General features: G+C 62.6%; 3 protein-coding genes. All 3 read left to right on the top strand.

Going from position 1 to position 2,563, the window contains the following annotated elements:
• The first annotated feature begins 212 nt into the window (after window positions 1-212).
• Window positions 213-1,166 carry an alpha/beta hydrolase gene (locus QOC89_RS11755; RefSeq protein ID WP_323045171.1) on the top strand — a complete coding sequence of 318 codons (954 nt, stop codon included), beginning with the start codon at window positions 213-215 and terminating at the stop codon, window positions 1,164-1,166.
• A 179-nt stretch (window positions 1,167-1,345) separates the two neighbouring features.
• Window positions 1,346-1,609 (top strand): acyl carrier protein, encoded by a 264-nt coding sequence (locus QOC89_RS11750; RefSeq protein WP_323045170.1) that lies wholly within the window; start codon window positions 1,346-1,348, stop codon window positions 1,607-1,609.
• Between the two features lie 58 nt (window positions 1,610-1,667).
• On the top strand, window positions 1,668-2,563 hold an 896-nt coding region (locus QOC89_RS11745; RefSeq protein WP_323045169.1), incomplete at its 3' end, for an AMP-binding protein.

The following is a 2,563-nucleotide window of genomic DNA, read 5'->3' as shown; positions in this document are numbered from 1 at the left end:
GGAGACCGCGTTCGATCTTACGATCCCGGAAAGCTCTATGACGCCGCAGAATTTCAGGTCCGTCGCGGCCATCGATGGGCTTGTTGCGGCTTTGCTGCACAAGAACTGATCGTAACACCGGCCGCGGAGGGAACCTGTTCCATCAGTTCCCTCTCATGGGCCCCCGCTTTCTGCGGTGACGACGAGTTAGAATGTCCGGAGTTTGAATCAGCATGCCGCTCGATCCGTGGGCCAAGCGGTTTCTCGACATGGCCGGCGCGTCCGGCGTGGCCGACATCTCCCGGCTCACGGCGGTCGAGATGCGCAACGCGTTCCGCGGATTGGCGCTGGCGGTCGGCGCGCGCAATATACCGATTAGCTCGGTGGAGAAAGGCGAACTGCCCGGTCCGAGCGGGATGCTGCCGGTGCGTGTTTACACCCCGGCCGGGCGGGATGCCGAGGTCGAGCCGACAGGAATCCTGCCTGGATTGCTTTATCTCCACGGCGGCGGGTGTGTGTTCGGCGATCTGGATACTCACGACGGCATCTGCCGGATGCTAGCCAACGAAGCCCGATGCCGCGTGTTTGCACTCGATTATCGCCTGGCGCCCGAGCACGCTTTTCCGGCCGCCATCGACGACTGCCACGCCGCCGCACTGTGGATATCGGCAAACGCAGCGCGGCTCGGAATCGACCCCGATCGCCTCGCCATCGGCGGCGATTCCGCCGGCGGCAATCTATCGGCAGTCGTTTGCCAGCGAGCGAAATCCTCTGGGCCCCACTTCAAGCTCAACGTCTTGTTCTGCCCGGTGCTCGACATGAGTGCTTCAACTCCGTCCCGTCGCGCGCTCTCGGCCGGCTATTTCCTGGATCAGGCGATGATCGACTGGACTCTGCGGCTCTACTGTCCGAACGGCACTCTCAGCGGCGATCCTGAGATATCGCCCCTGCGCGCGCGCGACTTTTCCGGGCTGCCGGAGACGCACGTCCACACCGCCGAGTTCGACCCGTTGCGCGACGAAGGCAAGGCCTACGCGGAAAAGCTCACACAGGCGGGGGTAGCGGCTCGGTATACATGCCATGCCGGCATGATCCACCACTTCTATGGGATGGGCGGCATTATCCCGTACGCACACGACGCCATGAAAGCCGCGGGTGCCGCCATCAAACAGGCGCTCGCTGACTAATACGCGTGCGCCTGCCGATCTGGCGTCAATCGTCCAGCACCGGAGGCTCGCGCAGGCGACTGACGTTCGATTAGCTTCTTGCGACATACACAATTGACCATAATGATTTGGAAAACTTGACGCTCTTCAGCAGAGGTCTATATGCGACCCGGGGCAGACAAGCGTGAGGCGGCGCCACCATGTCGATCCGGTTAACAATTATCTCGCTGTTCGAGCAAGTGGCCGACGAACAGCGTATCAAGCTTCCCCCTTTGTCAAACGATCTCGTCTTGCTGGACACCGGCCTTGATTCGCTTTGCTTCGCGATCATTGTCGCGCGTCTCGAGGATGAGCTTGGTTTCGATCCGTTCACGGCTTCCGAGGACGTCTACTTCCCGGTAACGGTCGGTGATTTCATCACGGTCTATGAACATGCCGCGAAGCCCATGTCCGTCGCTTCGTAATGCACTGCTCGAAGCGGAGCGCTCCGGCGCGCGCCAGCTCCGCAGTGCCAAAGCGTGCGTGTCGCTCCGCGATCTGCGCGATGGTTCGGCGTTTGGCGGTCGGCTCGCCGAGCTTGAGGGCCGTTCCGTTCTGGTCTTGACTGGCGATCAACTCACCGTCGCGCTCGCCCTGATCGAACTCGACGGCATCGCGCACCGCCTCATCCTGTGTCCCCCTGATATTTCAGCGCCGCACCTTTTGCATGTGCGTGCCATCGCGCAAGCGGATGCCGTTGTTTGCGGTCAGGAGGACGTCAGCGCGCTCGCCTGCGACGTACCGCTCCGCGTCCCATGCAGCCTGCCGGTCGCGCGGACGGCTGGCCATTTGACGGGCGACCGCGAGACCGAGTGGGTCCTGCTCACGTCCGGAACTACCGGCATGCCGAAGATGGTTGTGCACACGCTCGCCACGCTCACGGCGGCCATCAAACCTGCCAAGGATCCACAGCATCCAATCGTCTGGGCAACGTTTTACGATATTCGCCGCTACGGCGGTTTGCAGATCCTATTCCGTGGCTTGCTTTGCGGCGGCTCGCTGGTTCTTTCGGACCCGCACGAGCACGTTGGCGAGCATCTTGAGCGGCTGGCCACACACGGCGTGACTCACGTTTCCGGCACGCCGTCACATTGGCGCCGAGCCCTGATGAGTCCGAACGCCAACGCGATCTCACCGCGCTACATTCGCCTGTCAGGAGAAATCGCCGATCAGGCGACGCTCGATCACTTGCGGGCAACTTACCCGCGGGCGGCCATCGGGCATGCCTATGCATCGACCGAAGCCGGCGTGGCGTTCGAGGTCGACGACGGGCGCGAAGGATTTCCGGCGAACCTGATCGGCGCCCGCAATACCGAGGTGCACATGCAGGTGGCAGATTGCTCGCTGCGCATTCGCTCGTCACGGACGGCGCTGCGGTA

Origin of the sequence: Paraburkholderia sp. (genome assembly GCF_034668105.1) — a bacterium.
Taxonomy (GTDB): Bacteria; Pseudomonadota; Gammaproteobacteria; order Burkholderiales; family Burkholderiaceae; genus Paraburkholderia.
Note: the sequence above shows the minus strand (reverse complement) of the source record. Positions and strands in the feature narration are given on the sequence as shown.